The sequence below is a fragment of the Sphingomonas metalli genome (assembly GCF_014641735.1).
GTDB lineage: Bacteria > Pseudomonadota > Alphaproteobacteria > Sphingomonadales > Sphingomonadaceae > Sphingomonas > Sphingomonas metalli.
Genome location: NZ_BMIH01000003.1, coordinates 484953 through 501128, shown reverse-complemented (window position 1 = coordinate 501128; position 16176 = coordinate 484953). Strand labels below are relative to the sequence as shown.

Below are 16176 nucleotides of genomic sequence, written 5' to 3'. Positions count from 1 at the left end.
GGAAGCGATGTCCATGCGACTATGCCACGATCCGGGTCGCCATGGCGACTGCGGTCTTGCCCGCACCCGCCTGCGCCGGTCCGACCGCGCCGATGACCAGCGTGGCGCTGGTGACGACGGTCAGGGCGAGGGCGGCGAACTTGGTGGCGAGATCCTTGAACATGATTTCCTCCGTGATCCTTGTTGTCCGCCGTGGCGGTATGTCCAAGGCTTTGCACGGTGCGTGCCAAGTGCCGGAAATGGCGGATTTCCGTGCTATTCGACGGAAAATGGTCGCTGCGATCGATTGGCGGCTTGCGCAACATTGGGATTTTGCGCCAATCCTTGGGAATGGAACGGACGAGCCAGGTTATCGGTCAGTCGGGGGCGTTCCTGGATGCCCTCGAACGCGCCAGTCGCGCCGCCGCGCTGGACCGTCCCGTCCTCGTCATCGGCGAGCGCGGGACGGGCAAGGAACTCGTCGCCGAGCGACTCCACCGCCTGTCCCCGCGCTGGGATCAGCCCCTAGTGGTGATGAACTGCGCCGCCCTGCCCGAGACGCTGATCGAGGCGGAGCTTTTCGGCCACGAGGCGGGCGCCTTCACCGGCGCGACCAAGGCGCGCACCGGCCGTTTCGAGGAGGCGGACGGCGGCACGCTGTTCCTCGACGAGCTCGGCACCCTGTCGATGGGCGCGCAGGAGCGCCTTTTGCGGGCGGTCGAATATGGCGAGATCACCCGGATCGGCTCGTCGCGCCCGGTGCGCGTCGACGTCCGTATCGTCGCGGCGACCAACGAGCATCTGCCCGACAAGGTCGACCGGCACGAATTCCGCGCCGACCTGCTCGACCGGCTGTCCTTCGAGGTGGTGACGCTGCCGCCGCTGCGCAGCCGCAAGGGCGACATCCCGATCCTCGCCGACCATTTCGGCCGCCGCATGGCCGCCGAACTCGGGCGCGATCGCTGGTACGGCTTCGGGCCCAATGCCGTCGAGGCACTGACCGGCTATCGCTGGCCCGGCAACGTCCGCGAGCTGCGCAACGTCGTCGAGCGGGCCGTGTACCGCTGGGAAGAGGGTGGGCCGATCGACCGGATCGAGATCGACCCCTTCGCCTCCCCCTATCGTCCGCAGGCCCAGTCTCCCGCTGCCGCCCGTGCAGCCCAGCCGGAGGCACCGGAACCGGCGGCGGGCGACGACCATGACGAGGTCGCGGCCTGCGAGGTGGGCCCGTCGGACTTCAAGTCGCGCGTCGCGCGCTTCGAGCGGGAGCTGCTGGCCAGGAGCCTGGCCGAGCATCGCTTCAACCAGCGGCATACCGCGGAGGCGCTGGGCCTGTCCTACGATCAGCTGCGCCACGCGTTGCGGCGGCACGACCTGATCGGAACGGTTGCGTAACGCGGGCGGCTGGACCAATCGGGGTCGGCGCGCGTTTCTCCGCGCGACCCCATTAGGAGATGCCCCATGGCTTTCGAACTGCCCCCGCTGCCCTATGATTATGACGCGCTGGAGCCGACGATCTCCAAGGAGACGATGACGTTCCACCACGACAAGCATCACAAGGCCTATACCGACAAGCTGAACGAGGGCGTCGAGAAGGACCCGTCGCTGCAGGGCAAGACGATCGAGGAAATCCTCTCGAACATCTCGTCGCAGCCGCCGCTGGTCCGCAACAATGGTGGCGGCTATTGGAACCACGACTTCTTCTGGAAGTCGATGAAGGCCGGTGGCGGTCAGCCCTCGGGCAAGCTCGCCGAGGCGATCGAGCGCGATTTCGGCGGCCTCGAGAAGCTGAAGGACGAGTTCAACACCAAGGGCGCGGGCCAGTTCGGCTCGGGCTGGGCGTGGCTGATCGCCGACGAGTCGGGCAAGCTGAAGGTCACGTCGACCCCGAACCAGGACAACCCGCTGATGGACGTGGTGCAGGAGCGCGGCACGCCGCTGCTCGGCAATGACGTGTGGGAACACGCCTATTACCTCACCTACAAGAACGACCGCGCCGCCTATCTGAAGGCGTGGTGGGATGTGGTCGACTGGGACACGGTCGGCCAGCGCTACGACGCGGTCGCTAAGTAAGAGGTGGAGGGGGGCGGGTCGAACGGTCCGCCCCTTATTTTACGTCTAAGCTATTACAGCTCCGTCATGCCGGGCTTGTCCCGGCATCCACGGGGCCGCCAAGGATCAGGCGATCGAGTGTGCGGCGCCGTGGACCCCGGAACAGGTCCGGGGTGACGATAAGTTGCAGCGGCGCGCGAAAACAGCCGGCCGCGCCTTCACTCCGGCGGCAATTCCTTCTCCACCGCACCGTCGGCTGCCGTCAGGCCGTGCCGCATCAGCATCGGGATATTCGCCATCGCGAATCCCAGCGTCAGCGGGATCGCGCCCCACAGCTTGAACCCGACCCAGAAGTCCCACGTCGCCGAGCGCCAGACCAGCTCATTCAGCACCGCCATGCCGATGAAGAACAGCGTCCAGTTGCGCGTCAGCTTCCGCCACCCCTCCGCCGTCAGGCCGGGATAGGCGGTGCCGAGCAGCCCTTCCAAGAGCGGCCGGCCGGTCAGCAGGCCGAATAGCAGGACCCCGGCGAAGGTCGCATAGACGATGGTCGGCTTCATCTGGATGAAGCGCGGGTCGTGGAAATAGACCGTCAGGCCCCCGAACACGACGACGAGCACGCCCGAGATCCACAACATGGGCGACACGTGGCCGAGCTTCACCCGCGACACGACGATTGCGACGATCGTCGCGAGGACGAAGGCCGTCGTCGCGCAGATCACCCGCGCGATCACCAGCGCGCCGAGCCGGTCCATGTCGGACAGCATGCCGCTGAACCCCGCGACCAGCCGCATCATCGGCTCGGCGGGCGCGAAGAAGTTGACCGCGAAGAAGACCAGCAGCGGAGCGTAGTCCACCGCCATGCGCAGACCGGGCGAGCCCTTTGCGGATGGGGCGTTCACTTGCGGGCGCTTTCGACGCCGGCGATGATCCGGCTCACTTCGCTGGCGTCGAACGGTCGTAGGTCGGTCATGCCCTCGCCGACCCCGATCGCATGGATCGGCAGGCCGTAGCGCTCCGCGGCCGCGACCAGCACGCCGCCGCGCGCGGTGCCGTCGAGCTTGGTCATCACCAGCCCGGTCACGCCCGCCACGTCCTTGAACACCTCGATCTGGTTCAGCGCATTCTGCCCGGTCGTCGCATCGAGCACGAGGACCACGTCATGCGGTGCCTCCGGATTGAGGCGGCCGAGCACGCGGCGGATCTTGGCGAGTTCGTCCATCAGTTCGCGCTTGTTCTGCAGGCGCCCCGCCGTATCGACGATCAGCACGTCGATGCCCGTCGCCGTAGCCTGCTTCACCGCCTCGTAGACGATGCCGGCGGCGTCGCCGCCTTCCTTGCCGGTGACGATCGGCACGCCGACCCGCTCGGCCCAGGTCCGCAGCTGCCCGATCGCCGCCGCGCGGAAGGTGTCGCCCGCGGCGAGCATCACGCCATAGTCCTGCTCCATGAACAGGTGCGCGAGCTTGGCGATCGTCGTCGTCTTGCCCGATCCGTTGACCCCGATGACCAGGATCACCTGCGGCCGGGGGAAGGCATCGATCTCGAGCGGGGTCGCGACCTTGGCCAGCGCCTTTTCCACCTCCTCCGCGACGACGAGGCGGATGCCCAGTTCCTCCATGTCGCGACCGAACGTCCCTTCCGACAGGCGCGTGCGGATATGCCCTGCGGTCTCCGGACCAAGGTCGGAGGCGATCAGGGCCTCCTCGATCTCGTCGAGCGTGTCGTCGTCCAGCCGCGCGCCGCCGAGCCCCGCCAGATTGCCGATCAGCCGGTCCGAAGTGCGGCGAAAGCCGCCGAGTAGCTTCTCATGCCACGATGGTGTCGTACTCATATCCGTGTTCCGATGAGATGATGGGGCATGGCCGCGTCGATCCGGACGCGCACGATCGCGCCGGGTTCCGCCGGCGCGGCAAGATGGACGTCGGCGAAATTGCCGGCATGACCGCGGGTGCCCGGCCGTTCGACGAGCACCGCCTGCTCGCTGCCGATCATCGAGGCGAGCCATGCCTGGCGCCGCCGCGCCGCCGCCTCGCGCAGGCGTGCCGCGCGCTCGCGCCGGACCGCCGGGGCGACCTGCGGCATCCGCGCCGCGGGGGTGCCGGCACGCGGCGAGTAGGGGAAGATATGCGCGTGCACGATGTGCGCATCGTCGATCAGCGCCAGCGTTTCCGCAAACATCGACTCGTCCTCGGTCGGGAAGCCGGCGATCAAGTCGGCGCCGATCGCGAGGTCCGGTCGCGCCGCCAGCAGGCGTTCGACCAGCGCGACGGACTGTTGCCGTGAATGGCGGCGCTTCATGCGCTTGAGGATCAGATCGTTGCCCGCCTGCAGCGACAAATGCAGATGCGGCATCACGCGCGGCTCGTGCGCGATCAGGTCGAACAGCCGTTCATCGATCTCGACCGAGTCGAGCGACGAGAGGCGCAGCCGCTCCATTTGGGGCACCAGCGTCAGGATCCGCTCGACAAGCTGCCCCAGCGTCGGGGCGCCGGGCAGGTCGGGTCCGTAGCTGGTCAGATCGACTCCGGTCAGCACCACCTCGCGGTGGCCGGCCGCCACCAGCGCACGGATGCGGTCGATGACCGCGCCGGCAGGGCTCGACCGGCTCGCGCCGCGCCCAAGCGGAATGATGCAGAAGGTACAGGCATGATCGCAGCCGTTCTGCACCTCGACAAAGGCGCGGGCATGGCCCGAAAAGGCCACCGGCGGCACCGCGTCGGCCTGCCAGCTGGCGGGGGCGAGCTTGGCCCCGTTCGGGACGACCCGGGCGACCTCGGCCATGGCGGAAAAGCCCTGCGGGTCGATCGTCGCCGCGCAGCCGGTCACCACGATCTCGGCACCGGGATGCTCGCGACGCGCGCGGCGGACGGCGGCACGGCTCTGCTTCACCGCTTCTCCGGTCACCGCGCAGCTGTTCACGACGACCATGTCCCGCCCGGCGATCATCGCGCGGATCGTCTCGCTTTCGGCGATGTTGAGCCGGCAGCCGAGGCTGACGACCTCGGGCGTCGGAGGTGACATGGCGGGCGATCTAGGGATGGACGCCGCGCAAGTCACGCGCGGGGTTGTTGGCACGGCTCGAATGGCCGTTCGCGCGGCACTTGTGCTGTCGGCAGCATGCGCCTATAGGCCCCGCCACGTTCGTCTTCGAACGCTCTGGATAAAGCACTCGCCGCCGTGCGCGGAAGTGTGCGCTGGCCGACGAGGTTTCGTCCGCCGGCGTCTTTTGCGTTTGGCGGCACGAGATTTGGAGTGGCGCGATGTTTGACAGCCTGAGTGATCGGCTTGGCGGCGTGTTCGACCGCCTGCGCGGTCGCGGCGCGCTGACCGAGGCCGATGTCCGCGCGGCGATGCGCGAGGTGCGGGTCGCGCTGCTCGAGGCGGACGTTGCGCTGCCGGTCGCACGCGACTTCGTCGACCGCGTCACCGAACAGGCCGTCGGCCACAACGTGCTGCGCTCGGTCACGCCGGGCCAGCAGGTCGTCAAGATCGTCCATGACGCGCTGGTCGCGATCCTGGGTGCGGACGAGAGCGAGCTGCTGCTCGACGTCACGCCGCCTGCGGTGGTGATGATGGTCGGGCTGCAGGGCTCGGGCAAGACGACGACGACGGCGAAGATCGCCAGGCGTCTGTCGGGCCGCGACCGCAAAAAGGTGCTGATGGCGTCGCTCGACGTCAATCGCCCCGCGGCGCAGGAGCAGCTGGCGACGCTCGGCACCCAGGTCGAGGTGGCGACATTGCCGATCATCGCGGGCCAGCAGCCCGTGGATATCGCCCGCCGCGCGCTCCAAGCCGCCAAGCTGCAGGGCTATGACGTCCTGATGCTCGACACGGCCGGGCGCCTGCATGTCGATCAGGCTCTGATGGACGAGATGAAGGCGGTCGCCGACATCGCCGATCCCGCCGAGATCCTGCTCGTCGTCGACTCGCTGACCGGTCAGGACGCGGTCAACGTCGCGCAGAACTTCTCCGATCAGGTGCCGCTGACCGGCGTCGTGCTGACCCGGATGGACGGCGATGCGCGCGGCGGCGCGGCGCTGTCGATGCGCGCGGTCACCGGCAAGCCGATCAAGTTCGCCGGCACCGGCGAGAAGATGGACGCGCTCGAAGCCTTCCATCCCGAGCGGGTCGCGGGCCGCATCCTGGGGATGGGCGACGTCGTCTCGCTGGTCGAGCGGGCGGCGGAGTCGATCCAGCAGGAAGACGCCGAGCGCATGGCCGCCAAGATGGCCAAGGGTCAGTTCGACATGAACGACCTGCGCGGCCAGCTGGCGCAGATGCGCCGCATGGGCGGCCTCGGCGCGCTCGCCGGCATGATGCCGGGCATGAAGAAGGCGCAGGGCGCGCTGCAGCAGGCCGGCGGCGACAAGGTGCTGATCCATATGGATGCGATGATCGGCTCAATGACCGTCAAGGAGCGGTCGAAGCCCGAGCTGATCAACGCCAAGCGCAAGATCCGCATCGCCAAGGGTTCGGGCACCACGGTGCAGGACGTGAACAAGCTCCTGAAGATGCATCAGGAAATGTCTACGGCCATGAAGAAGCTCAAGAAGATGGGCGGCATCAAGGGCCTGATGGCGTTGCTCGGCAAGGGCGGACCGGCGGGCGGCATGGCCGGCATCGGCAACGCACTGGGCGGACCGGGGCTGGGCGACCTGATGGGCAAGGCCGGCGGACAGGGCCTGCCGGGTCTTGGCGGCGGGGCCGGGGGACCGCCCCAGCTGCCGCCCGGTTTCGAGAACTTCATCAAGAAGAAATGACGATCTGCCCGACGCCGCCTGCGGCAAGGGCGCAACATCAACAGAAATGACCCCGGCCTTCGCCGGGGTGACGATCAAGAAGGCAAGGACAAGATTATGGCACTCAGCATCCGACTGTCGCGTGGCGGCTCCAAGAAGCGCCCCTATTACCGCATCGTCGTGGCCGATGCGCGCAGCCCGCGTGACGGCAAGTTCATCGAGAAGATCGGCAACTACAACCCGCTGCTCGCCAAGGACGACGAGAAGCGCGTGGTGCTCGACGGCGAGCGCGCCAAGTACTGGCTGGCCAGCGGCGCGCAGCCGACCGATCGCGTCGCGCGCTTCCTCGACGTCGCCGGCGTGCGCGAGCGCGCAGCCCGCAGCAACCCCAACAAGGGTCAGCCGGGCGACAAGGCGAAGGAGCGCGCCGAGGAGCGGGCCGAGAAGCTGAAGGCGCAGGAAGAGGCCGCCGCCGCCGCTTCGGCCGCCCCGGCAGAGGAAGCCCCGGCGGACGCCACCGCCGAGTAAGCAGCCCTTTGGGTCGTCGTGCGTTTTCTTCTGTTCGACAGCGAAGAGAGCGTATGATGACCCAGGATCCGGACCCCCGCACAGCCCCCGACGACGCCGAGGACGCGACCAATCAGGGGCGGTCGACCCAAGAGCCTGCCGAGGGCAGCGATCAGGACCCAGCACCCAGCGATGGCTCCCCCCAAGGCTGAACCCGGCAACGAGCGCGTTTCGCCGCCCGTCACGCTGGCCGCCGTGATCGGCGCGCACGGCGTGGCGGGCGAAGTGCGTCTGAAGGTCTTCGCCGACGATCTCGGGTCGCACCGCATGTTCAATGACGGCGCACTGACCCTCGTGTCGCTTCGGGCCGGCAGCAATGGTGCGATCGCCCGCTTTGCCGAAGTTGGCGACCGTACGACGGCGGAGAGTCTGCGCGGAACCACGCTGACCGTTCCGCGCTCGGCTCTGCCGCCGCTCGGTGACGGCGAATATTATCATGCCGACCTGTTGGGCCTGGCGGTCGAGACGAGCGCGGGCGATCCGCTCGGCATGGTCGTCGCAGTCGACAATTTCGGGGCCGGCGACGTGATCGAGATCGAGCGGCCGACCGGCAAGCGCTTCATGGTGCCGATGCGTCCGGAGGCGGTGCCGGAGTGGGACGCGACGCGACTGGTGGTCGATCCCGCCTTCGTCGAATAGCGGTCAGCGCCGGATCGGACGCTGTTCGTTGAGCGTGTTGCGGATGGTCGTGGCGGCCACGCCGGCCTCTCCCATGGCGTGGCTGATCTGGTCCAGTCCCTTGACCACGTCGCCGGCCGCGAACAGGCCGGGCAGGGAGGTGCGCTGATGATCGTCCAGCTCCAGGCATCCGTCGCCGCTCGCCCGTGCGCCGGCGGCGATCGCCAGCTGTGACCGGATGACCGAGCCCATGGCGGGATAGACGCTGTCGAACGCCAGGCGACCCGCCGCGGTATCGAAGGCGAATCGCTCCCCCTCGATCGCGAAGCCGCCGCACGGTCCCTCGACCCGCGCGATCCCGGCATCGTCCAGCGCTGCGACGCAGCCGGCGTCGAGACACAGGTCGCCGTCCGGGCTGATCAGCGTCACGTCCCGCGTGTAGCTGCGCAGGAACAGTGCTTCCCTGGTGCCATGCTGCCCGCGGCCGATCACGCCGACCCGCCGGTCCGTGACTTCATAGCCGTCGCAGATCGGGCAGTAGCGCAGCCGACCCGCCGCCAGCGCTTGGCGGTGCAGATCGGCATCCATGGCCGGCCGATTGTTCACCACGCCGGTCGCGAGCAGCACCGTGCGCCCCAGCGCGATCCGCTCGCCCAGCCGAACCTCGAAGCCCCCTACCATCGGCTCGATCGCGGTGACCTCCGCCAACTCCCGCACCGCGCCGTAGCGCTCGGCCTGGTCCAGCATCCGCGCCAGCAGTTCGGTTCCGGCGATACCCTCGGGAAACCCGGCATGATTGTGCGTGCGCGGGATCCAGGCGGCCCGGCTGTCGCCCGAATCGAACAGCCGGATCTTCAGGCGGAACCGGGCGAGATAGATGGCCGCGGTCAGCCCGGCCGGCCCCGCGCCGATGATGATGCAATCGTCCATGCCGGCTGAAGCGCGCACGGCCGATGCCGGTTCCTGATGCAAATGGCGTGGCGGGTGCCTAGACACACCGCCATGACACGCCTTCTCGCCCTTCTCGCACTCGTCGCCGCGCCGGTCAGCGCTGCCGGCCAGACGCCGCCTCCGCCACCGGTCGAGGCGCGGATCGCCGCGCTGGAGCCCGTGTTCGCGGCGTGGATGGAGGCGCAGCACGTCCCCGGCCTCGTCTGGGGCGTGGTCAAGGACGGTCGGCTCGTCTTCGTGCGCGGCCTGGGCGTGCAGGATCTCGATACACGCCGGCCGGTGACCGCCGACAGCCGGTTCCGCATCGCCTCCATGTCGAAGGCGTTCACGGCGATGGCGATCCTCAAGCTCGCCGATGCCGGGCGGCTGTCGCTGGAGGCGCCGGCCGAGCGCTATGTGCCGGAGATGAAGGGCTGGCGCTATCCCACCAGCGATTCCCGCCGCATCACCGTCGCCGACCTGCTCCACCACGATGCCGGCTTCGTCGAGGACAATCCCTGGGGCGACCGGCAGCAGCCGCTCGGCGAGGCTGCCTTCACCGCGATGCTGCGGGCCGGCGTTCCGTTCGCCAATGGGCCGGGCGTCACCATGGAATATTCCAACTTCGGCTATGCGACGCTGGGCCGGATCGTCTCGAACGTCGGGGGTGCCCCCTATCAGCAATGGATCGGCCGGCAGATCCTGACCCCGCTCGGCATGACCGCGACGGGCTATGACGTGCTGGCGGGCGATCAGACGCAGCGGGCGCTGGGCTATCGCTGGCAGGACGGCGGCTGGGTGCGTGAGCCGGACATGGCCGATGGGGCGTTCGGCGCAATGGGCGGGCTCCAGACGACGGCGCGGGACTATGCGCGCTGGGTCGGCTTCCTCCTGTCAGCCTGGCCGGCGCGCGACGGAGCGGAAATGGGGCCGGTCGGTCGGGCGACCGTGCGCAGGATCGTCGAGGGCGGCTTCGTCACCGCGCGCGATCGCGCGGCGGGGCTCGAGCCGTGTCGTCAGGCCGCGTCCTATGGCATGGCCTGGTTCACCATCAACGACTGCGATCTCGGGCGAGTGGTGACGCACACCGGCGGCTATCCGGGCTTTGGCTCGGTGGTGATGCTGTTGCCGGATGCGGGCATCGGCATCTTCGCCTTCGCCAACCGGACCTATGCCGCGCCGACTCTGCCGGTGATGCAGGCCCTGCTGGCGCTGCGCCGCGAGGGCGCGACCCCAGACCGGGCCGTGCCGGTGTCGACCGGCCTGGCCGCAGCCTATGACGCCGCCCGTACTGCGTGGCGTGCAGGCGATGCCGAGCGCGCCCCGCTGGCGGGCAACGTCCTGCTCGATCGCAATGCGGCGCGCCGTCGCGCCGAGATCGCGGCAGCCAAGGCCGATGCGGGCGACTGCCCGATGACCGAGCCCGTTATCCCCGTTTCGGCCATGGAGGGATATTTCATCTGGACCTGCGCAAAGGGCAAGGTGGCCGGCCGTGTCCAGCGCGCGCCGACCCCGGTGCTCAGCCTTCAGGTGCTCGACTTCCGGGCGTCGCAGCCATGACCTTTCGCGTCACGGTCCTGACGCTCTACCCGGAGATGTTTCCCGGACCGCTCGGCCTGTCGATCGCCGGGCGCGCGCTGCGCGAGGAGCGCTGGACGCTGGAGACGGTGCAGATCCGCGACTTCGCGACCGACCGCCACCGCTCGGTCGACGATACGCCCGCGGGTGGTGGCGCGGGCATGGTGCTGCGCGCCGATGTGCTGGCCGCGGCGGTCGACAGCGTCGCCGACACCCGGCCGGTGCTGGCGATGACGCCGCGCGGCGCGCCGCTGACCCAGGCGCGCGTCCGCGCACTGGCGGCAGGCGAGGGGGCGACGATCCTGTGCGGCCGTTTCGAGGGCTTTGACGAACGGCTGTTCGAGGCGCGGGCGATCGAGCCGGTCTCGATCGGCGACTATGTGCTCTCGGGCGGCGAGATGGGTGCGCTGGTGCTGCTCGACGCTTGCGTTCGGCTGCTTCCCGGCGTAATGGGCGCGGCTTCCAGCGGGGACGAGGAAAGCTTCGAAAGCGGCCTTCTCGAATACCCGCAATATACCCGACCTGTGGAATGGGAAGGGCGCACGATCCCCGAAGTGCTGCGATCGGGGGATCATGCGAGGATCGCGGCCTGGCGCAAGCAGATGGCCGAGACCGATACACGGCTAAGGCGGCCGGACCTTTGGGAGCGCCACGGGGGCGCTGCGGGTCTGTCGCCCTCTGGCGCGCGGCGTGACAAGGATGGACCGAGATGAACCTGATCCAGCAGCTCGAAGCCGAGCAGATCCAGAAGCTGACCGCGCAGCGCGCGATCCCCGAGTTCCGCCCCGGCGATACGCTGAAGGTCGGCGTGAAGGTCGTCGAAGGCGAGCGGACCCGCGTCCAGGCCTATGAAGGCGTGTGCATCGCGCGCTCGAACAAGGGCATGGGCTCGTCGTTCACCGTGCGCAAGATCAGCTTCGGCGAGGGCGTCGAGCGCGTGTTCCCGCTCTATTCGCCGAACATCGATTCGATCGAGGTGGTCCGCAAGGGCGCCGTGCGTCGCGCGAAGCTCTATTATCTGCGGGGCCGCACCGGCAAGTCGGCGCGTATCGCCGAGCGCCGCGACACTCGTCCGGCCAAGGACACCGCCGCGGCCGAGTAAGGCGCGGACAGATCCTGCGAGAAGAGGGCGTCGGGACTTTCCCGGCGCCCTTTTTCGTGCCGCCGCGCCTCTTCCGGTTCCGTTCGCGTTGAGCCGGCATGCAGCCCGCCCCCAAAATCGCCACGCTGGTCACGACCCGCATCGTCCCTGCCCGGATGCTGCCTGAATTCCGCGTCTGGGCCGATGCCTTCGATGACGCGGCGGCGCGAGCGGCCGGACATGTCAGCAGCCTCAGGCTGGAACAGGCGGGCGGATTGTTCCATCTGATCCACCAGTTCGGCAGTAGCGGCGATCGCGATCGCTGGCTGGAGGCATCCGACTACCACCACCTCCTTCGCCGGGCCGAGCGCTTCCCCGTCGAACGGCGCCAGTGCGTGGACGGGCGGCGCGCGCACCTCGTCGTGCCGAGCGAGTCCGCGGCGGATCCCAAACGGACCTTCATCACGACCTGGCTTGCGGTATTTCCGGTGCTGCTCGTGCTGAGCACGCTGGTGCGCAGCGTCGCGTCGAGCCTGCCCCAGCCGATCCAGCTCCTGTTCTCGTCGCTGATGCTGTCGGCGCTGCTGCAGTTCGTGATCCTGCCGCGCGTCCAGCGCTTCGCGCGGCCATGGACGCTGTCCGATCCGGACGGAAAGGCCCGCTCTCGCCCGGCATGAGAGGCCGGGGCGGGAGCAGGGGATTACTGGTCGAGGAAGCTGCGCATCTTGCGGCTGCGGCTGGGATGCTTGAGCTTGCGTAGCGCCTTGGCCTCGATCTGGCGGATGCGCTCGCGCGTCACGCTGAACTGCTGACCGACCTCTTCCAGCGTGTGATCGGTGTTCATACCGATCCCGAAGCGCATGCGCAGCACGCGCTCCTCGCGCGGGGTCAGGCTGGCGAGGACGCGGGTGACCGTTTCCTTCAGATTGGCCTGGATCGCGGCATCGACCGGGATCACCGCATTCTTGTCCTCGATGAAGTCGCCGAGGTGCGAATCCTCCTCGTCGCCGATCGGCGTCTCGAGGGAGATCGGCTCCTTGGCGATCTTCATCACCTTGCGCACCTTCTCCAGCGGCATGGAGAGGCGCTCCGCCATCTCCTCGGGCGTGGGCTCGCGGCCCTGCTCGTGGAGGAACTGGCGGCTGGTGCGGACCAGCTTGTTGATCGTCTCGATCATATGGACCGGGATGCGGATCGTCCGCGCCTGGTCGGCGATCGAGCGGGTGATCGCCTGCCGAATCCACCAGGTGGCGTAGGTCGAGAACTTGTAGCCGCGGCGATACTCGAACTTGTCGACCGCCTTCATCAGGCCGATATTGCCTTCCTGGATAAGGTCGAGGAACTGCAATCCGCGGTTCGTGTACTTCTTGGCGATGGAGATGACGAGGCGCAGGTTCGCCTCCACCATCTCCTTCTTGGCGATGCGGGCTTCGCGCTCGCCCTTCTGCACCATGTTCACGATGCGGCGGAACTCGGTCAGCGCCATGCCGGTCTGCTGGGCGATCTCGCCGATCTCGGTGCGGATGCGGTCGACCGTCGCGGCCTCGTTGGTCGCGAACGCCGTCCACTTCTTGTCGAGCTTGCCGACCGTCTGGAGCCAGGTGTCGTCCAGCTCGTGCCCGACATAGCGGTCGAGGAAGTCCTTGCGGCTGACCTTGTGCCGCTCGGCGAGGCGCAGCATCTGCCCGCCCAGCGCGGTCAGGCGCCGGTTGAAGGCATAGAGCTGGTCGACCAGATATTCGATCTTGGCATTGTGGAACTGGACGCTCTCGACCTCCGCGGTCAACTCCTCGCGCAGCTTCTGATACTTCTTCTCGTCCGCCGCGGTCAGCTCGCCGCCCGCCGCCATCGCGTCGAGCCGGCTCTGCTGGAGCTTGGCGAACTTCTTGTAGAGGCCGGTGATGTTGGCGAACCGCTCCAGCGCCTGCGGCTTGAGCTGCTCTTCCATCTGGGCGAGGCTGAGCGTGTTGTCCTCGTCGTCGTCATCCGACGGACGCGGCGCGCGACGCTCGGTCAGCTCGTCGTCCTCGTCGTCCGACGCCTCTTCCTTGATGTCCTCTTCTTCCTTGTAGGACGGGCCGGCGCTCTTCTCACTGATCTCGTCGCCCTCGTCCTCGGCGCCCTCGACCTGCTCGGCCGACGGGCCCTTGGAGAGCATCGCGTCGAGATCGAGGATCTCGCGCAGCTGCATCGTCCCCTCGTTCAGCGCGGTAGACCAGTCGATGATCGCGTTGAAGGTGATGGGCGATTCGCACAGGCCCAGAATCATCGTGTCGCGGCCGGCCTCAATCCGCTTGGCGATCGCGATCTCGCCCTCGCGCGACAGCAGCTCGACCGCCCCCATCTCGCGCAGGTACATGCGGACGGGATCGTCGGTGCGATCGACCGTCTCCTTCTTCTTCTCCGGCAGCGGCGTATCGGAGTCGGTCTCGCTCGTCTCGGCCTCGTCGCCGTCGTCGGCGCGCTCCTCCGCCTCGCCGTCCTCGCCGGCTTCCTCGTTCTCGACGATGTTGATGCCCATCTCGCTCAGCGCCGAGGTGATGTCCTCGATCTGGTCGGACGACATCTCGCCCTGCGGCAAGGCTTCGTTGAGCTGATCATAGGTGATGTAGCCGCGCTTCTTGGCGCGGGCGATCACCTTCTTGATCGACGCATCGTTGAGATCGATCAGCGGCGCGTCGCCCGAGTCCGGAGCCTCCGCCGTGTCCGCCATGTTCTTAGCCATTAATTACCCTCGGATCCCAACGCTCGCGCGTCTTCATGCGCCTGACATAGGTTGGCAAGGCGCATTTCCAACGCCTGCCGCTCTTTCACCAAAGCCACCTGCCGCTCGAACGCCTCGTCGGTGAAGCGCGCCTGCATCGCCCGCGTCGCGGCGGCGAGCTGGGCATCGACCTCGGGCCGCGCGATCAGGATGGCGATCGCCTCGTCCAGATCCTCGCGCGCCCGCGCCGGATCGCCGCCGGCCATGGTGAACGAATAAGGCATCGCGTCCGCCCGCAGGAGATCGCTGGCAATCCCCTCGAAACCGGACCGTGCCAATATGGTGACGAGGCGGCCGCTATCAAGCGCGCCATGGCTGCCGCCGGCATCCTCCAGCGCCACATCGACCACCGCCTCGAACAGGCGGCCGAGAGCCCCGTCGGCGAGCCGAAGGCTGCCCAGCACCTCCATATGCCGTGCGATCTCGGCCGGATGGCGGATCAGCCCGGCGAGTACCGCCTTGGCGAGAACCCGGTCGATCCCCGCGGCGCGCAGCGCCTTGGCGTCCTCGGTCACCGGCACGGGGGGGCGCCAGGGCTGGCGGCCGTTGCCCATCGGCCGGAAAGGCTTGCGCTGTGGCAGGAAGTGCGCGTCGAAGCGGCGGCGGAACTCGGCCTGATATTCCGACCGGACGGCCGGATCTGCGATCGTCGCCGCCAGCTCGCCCAGCCGGCGCTTCAGCCCCGCGCGCTGCTCGGGCGTATCGAGCGGTTCCGCGGCCAGCTCATGCGCCCAGACACGATCGACCAGCGGCTCGGTGGCGGCGAGCAAGGCTTCCATGGCGCCTGCACCGCCGGACTTGACCAGATCGTCCGGATCCTGCCCCGCCGGCAGCGTGACGAAGCGCAGCGAGCGCCCCGGCGCCAGCATCGGCAGCGCGCGGTGCGCGGCACGGACCGCGGCCTTCTGCCCCGCGCCGTCGCCGTCGAAGCAGAGCACCGGCACCTCGACCATCCGCCACAGCCGTTCGAGCTGATGCTCGGTCAGCGCGGTGCCGAGCGGCGCCACCGCCTCGTGAATGCCGGCCTGGGCGAGGGCGATGACGTCCATATAGCCCTCGACCACCAGCAGCCGGCCCGACTTGCGGGCGGCGGGGGCGGCGCGGTCGAGATTGTAGAGCGTCCGCCCCTTGTCGAAGAGCGGCGTGTCCGGGCTGTTGAGATATTTGGGCTCGCCCTGGTCGAGGATGCGCCCGCCGAATGCGATCACGCGGCCACGCGCGTCGCGGATCGGGATCATCAGCCGGCCGCGGAACCGGTCATAGGGCTCCTTGCCCTCGACCTGGATCAGCAGCCCCGCCTCGACCAGCATCGCGTCGCCATATTCGGCAAGGGCGGTCCGCAGCGCGCGGCGCGAGTCGGGGGCGAAGCCCATGCCGAACGCCTTGGCGGTCTCCGCCGAAACGCCGCGCCGCTCCAGCATCCGCCGCGCGTCCTGCCCGCCAAGGCCATGTAGCTGCTCGGTGAAGAAGGCGGCGGCATCGGCCATCGCCTCGACCAGCCCCTTGGTGCGCTCGGCCTTGGCGGCGGCGCGCTTGTCCATGGCCGGCATGTCCAGGCCGGCAGCCTGCGCCAGTTCCTTGACCGCGTCGATGAAGGGCAGGCCGCGCTGGTCGGTCATCCAGCGGATGGCGTCGCCATGCGCGGAGCAGCCGAAGCAATGGTAGAAGCCCTTGTCGTCGTTGACGTAGAAGCTGGGCGTCTTCTCGTTGTGAAAGGGGCAGCAGCCCTTGTGCTCGCGCCCCGCCTTGTGCAGCTTCACCGTCTTGCCCACCAGCGCCGACAGCGAGGTGCGTGCACGCAGCTCGTCGAGGAAGGCGGGCGAGAGACTCATCGCGCGATTATATGCCCATGCCGCGGGTGACCG

At 68.5% G+C, this 16176-nt stretch carries 16 protein-coding genes; 9 read left to right on the top strand and 7 right to left on the bottom strand.

Translation table 11 applies throughout. The features are described 5' to 3' along the window. Positions 1-19 precede the first annotated feature (19 nt). Positions 20-163 carry a hypothetical protein gene (locus IEX18_RS12680; protein WP_188659119.1) on the bottom strand — a complete coding sequence of 48 codons (144 nt, stop codon included), beginning with the start codon at positions 161-163 and terminating at the stop codon, positions 20-22. 167 nt (positions 164-330) lie between these two features. Between IEX18_RS12680 and pspF the strand changes: the two genes are divergently transcribed. Continuing rightward, entirely contained in the window at positions 331-1374 is a 1044-nt protein-coding gene (gene pspF / locus IEX18_RS12675) for a phage shock protein operon transcriptional activator (RefSeq protein WP_188659118.1), read from the top strand. Positions 1375-1440: 66 nt separating this feature from the next. Further along, positions 1441-2052 (top strand): superoxide dismutase, encoded by a 612-nt coding sequence (locus IEX18_RS12670; RefSeq protein WP_188659117.1) that lies wholly within the window; start codon positions 1441-1443, stop codon positions 2050-2052. Between the two features lie 197 nt (positions 2053-2249). Here the strand turns inward: IEX18_RS12670 and IEX18_RS12665 are convergent, their stop codons facing one another. From IEX18_RS12665 to mtaB, 3 genes are read right to left on the bottom strand one after another with little or no spacing between them, the layout of a single operon-like run. Then, positions 2250-2894 (bottom strand): inner membrane-spanning protein YciB, encoded by a 645-nt coding sequence (locus tag IEX18_RS12665; RefSeq protein ID WP_188659436.1) that lies wholly within the window; start codon positions 2892-2894, stop codon positions 2250-2252. Between the two features lie 35 nt (positions 2895-2929). Beyond that, positions 2930-3865, bottom strand: a complete 936-nt coding sequence (ftsY, locus tag IEX18_RS12660; protein WP_188659116.1) for a signal recognition particle-docking protein FtsY — start codon at positions 3863-3865, stop codon at positions 2930-2932. Beyond that, entirely contained in the window at positions 3862-5055 is a 1194-nt protein-coding gene (gene mtaB / locus IEX18_RS12655) for a tRNA (N(6)-L-threonylcarbamoyladenosine(37)-C(2))-methylthiotransferase MtaB (protein WP_188659115.1), read from the bottom strand. The genes ftsY and mtaB overlap by 4 nt, the downstream gene beginning before the upstream one ends. Positions 5056-5294: 239 nt before the next feature. On the opposite strand from mtaB, the gene ffh reads away from it, so the two are divergent. The 3 genes from ffh to rimM all read left to right on the top strand — a co-directional run bounded on the left by ffh (position 5295) and on the right by rimM (position 7979). Continuing rightward, positions 5295-6794 (top strand): signal recognition particle protein, encoded by a 1500-nt coding sequence (gene ffh / locus IEX18_RS12650; RefSeq protein ID WP_188659114.1) that lies wholly within the window; start codon positions 5295-5297, stop codon positions 6792-6794. 96 nt (positions 6795-6890) lie between these two features. Then, positions 6891-7301, top strand: a complete 411-nt coding sequence (rpsP, locus tag IEX18_RS12645) for a 30S ribosomal protein S16 (RefSeq protein WP_188659113.1) — start codon at positions 6891-6893, stop codon at positions 7299-7301. A 171-nt stretch (positions 7302-7472) separates the two neighbouring features. Continuing rightward, entirely contained in the window at positions 7473-7979 is a 507-nt protein-coding gene (rimM, locus tag IEX18_RS12640; protein ID WP_188659112.1) for a ribosome maturation factor RimM, read from the top strand. 3 nt (positions 7980-7982) lie between these two features. Here the strand turns inward: rimM and IEX18_RS12635 are convergent, their stop codons facing one another. Continuing rightward, positions 7983-8888 (bottom strand): NAD(P)/FAD-dependent oxidoreductase, encoded by a 906-nt coding sequence (locus tag IEX18_RS12635; RefSeq protein WP_188659435.1) that lies wholly within the window; start codon positions 8886-8888, stop codon positions 7983-7985. Positions 8889-8960: 72 nt separating this feature from the next. Between IEX18_RS12635 and IEX18_RS12630 the strand changes: the two genes are divergently transcribed. From IEX18_RS12630 to IEX18_RS12615, 4 genes are all read left to right on the top strand, one after another. Further along, positions 8961-10448, top strand: coding sequence for a serine hydrolase domain-containing protein (locus tag IEX18_RS12630; protein ID WP_188659111.1), 1488 nt, complete (start codon positions 8961-8963; stop codon positions 10446-10448). Then, positions 10445-11179, top strand: coding sequence for a tRNA (guanosine(37)-N1)-methyltransferase TrmD (gene trmD, locus IEX18_RS12625; protein WP_188659110.1), 735 nt, complete (start codon positions 10445-10447; stop codon positions 11177-11179). Before IEX18_RS12630 ends, trmD begins: the two co-directional genes overlap by 4 nt. Further along, positions 11176-11568, top strand: coding sequence for a 50S ribosomal protein L19 (gene rplS, locus IEX18_RS12620; RefSeq protein ID WP_188659109.1), 393 nt, complete (start codon positions 11176-11178; stop codon positions 11566-11568). The genes trmD and rplS overlap by 4 nt, the downstream gene beginning before the upstream one ends. A 98-nt stretch (positions 11569-11666) precedes the next feature. Then, entirely contained in the window at positions 11667-12224 is a 558-nt protein-coding gene (locus IEX18_RS12615; protein WP_188659108.1) for a putative antibiotic biosynthesis monooxygenase, read from the top strand. A gap of 23 nt (positions 12225-12247) precedes the next feature. Here IEX18_RS12615 and rpoD read toward each other — a convergent pair whose 3' ends face one another. Both rpoD and dnaG read right to left on the bottom strand, forming a co-directional pair. Next, the gene (gene rpoD / locus IEX18_RS12610) at positions 12248-14272 is read right to left on the bottom strand and encodes an RNA polymerase sigma factor RpoD (protein WP_188659107.1); all 2025 of its coding nucleotides are present in this window, start codon (positions 14270-14272) and stop codon (positions 12248-12250) included. Next, positions 14272-16143, bottom strand: a complete 1872-nt coding sequence (gene dnaG, locus IEX18_RS12605; protein ID WP_188659106.1) for a DNA primase — start codon at positions 16141-16143, stop codon at positions 14272-14274. The genes rpoD and dnaG overlap by 1 nt, the downstream gene beginning before the upstream one ends. Positions 16144-16176 lie beyond the last annotated feature (33 nt).

Bases quoted from the DNA above. Each gene is read 5' to 3' on its own strand.
- IEX18_RS12680 (WP_188659119.1), bottom strand. From the start codon at position 163: ATGTTCAAGGATCTCGCCACCAAGTTCGCCGCCCTCGCCCTGACCGTC.
- pspF (WP_188659118.1), top strand. From the start codon at position 331: ATGGAACGGACGAGCCAGGTTATCGGTCAGTCGGGGGCGTTCCTGGAT.
- IEX18_RS12670 (WP_188659117.1), top strand. From the start codon at position 1,441: ATGGCTTTCGAACTGCCCCCGCTGCCCTATGATTATGACGCGCTGGAG.
- IEX18_RS12665 (WP_188659436.1), bottom strand. From the start codon at position 2,894: ATGGCGGTGGACTACGCTCCGCTGCTGGTCTTCTTCGCGGTCAACTTC.
- ftsY (WP_188659116.1), bottom strand. From the start codon at position 3,865: ATGAGTACGACACCATCGTGGCATGAGAAGCTACTCGGCGGCTTTCGC.
- mtaB (WP_188659115.1), bottom strand. From the start codon at position 5,055: ATGTCACCTCCGACGCCCGAGGTCGTCAGCCTCGGCTGCCGGCTCAAC.
- ffh (WP_188659114.1), top strand. From the start codon at position 5,295: ATGTTTGACAGCCTGAGTGATCGGCTTGGCGGCGTGTTCGACCGCCTG.
- rpsP (WP_188659113.1), top strand. From the start codon at position 6,891: ATGGCACTCAGCATCCGACTGTCGCGTGGCGGCTCCAAGAAGCGCCCC.
- rimM (WP_188659112.1), top strand. From the start codon at position 7,473: ATGGCTCCCCCCAAGGCTGAACCCGGCAACGAGCGCGTTTCGCCGCCC.
- IEX18_RS12635 (WP_188659435.1), bottom strand. From the start codon at position 8,888: ATGGACGATTGCATCATCATCGGCGCGGGGCCGGCCGGGCTGACCGCG.
- IEX18_RS12630 (WP_188659111.1), top strand. From the start codon at position 8,961: ATGACACGCCTTCTCGCCCTTCTCGCACTCGTCGCCGCGCCGGTCAGC.
- trmD (WP_188659110.1), top strand. From the start codon at position 10,445: ATGACCTTTCGCGTCACGGTCCTGACGCTCTACCCGGAGATGTTTCCC.
- rplS (WP_188659109.1), top strand. From the start codon at position 11,176: ATGAACCTGATCCAGCAGCTCGAAGCCGAGCAGATCCAGAAGCTGACC.
- IEX18_RS12615 (WP_188659108.1), top strand. From the start codon at position 11,667: ATGCAGCCCGCCCCCAAAATCGCCACGCTGGTCACGACCCGCATCGTC.
- rpoD (WP_188659107.1), bottom strand. From the start codon at position 14,272: ATGGCTAAGAACATGGCGGACACGGCGGAGGCTCCGGACTCGGGCGAC.
- dnaG (WP_188659106.1), bottom strand. From the start codon at position 16,143: ATGAGTCTCTCGCCCGCCTTCCTCGACGAGCTGCGTGCACGCACCTCG.